This is a genomic window from Dietzia sp. DQ11-44, from assembly GCF_014145205.1.
Taxonomy (GTDB): domain Bacteria; phylum Actinomycetota; class Actinomycetes; order Mycobacteriales; family Mycobacteriaceae; genus Dietzia; species Dietzia natronolimnaea.
In genome coordinates this window covers 1-333 of record NZ_JAALEC010000212.1, presented here as the reverse complement: position 1 = coordinate 333, position 333 = coordinate 1, and the positions used below count along the sequence as shown (strand labels likewise).

Here is a 333-nt window from a genome sequence, read left to right as displayed (position 1 = left end):
TCGTATTGATCTGACCAGAACCAGGGAAGCGCCTCGATCTTCCTAGATTTTCCGCAGACGGTCGAGGCGGCGACCTTGGCCTGCTCCCCCGCACTCGACACGGACTCCATGCGTATACGGCAGCCGTAACGGGCGATGTCATGGCTTGTGCAATCTCCGGCGGCCACGATGTCGGGGTCCTCGGTCCGGGCATGGTCGTCGATCACGATGCCGTTGTCGACCACGAGACCCGCAGCGTCGGCGAGTTCTGTTCTCGGTTCAACACCGATGCCCACGATGACCAGATCAGCCGGGATCGACTCGCCAGTGGACAGGAGGACCTCGCGGACGCAG

Annotated in this window: 1 protein-coding gene; it reads right to left on the bottom strand. The window is 62.8% G+C overall.

Going from position 1 to position 333, the window contains the following annotated elements; translation table 11 throughout:
- The coding region (locus G6018_RS06290) for an FAD-dependent oxidoreductase (protein WP_182639187.1) at positions 1–333 on the bottom strand (333 nt) is incomplete at both ends.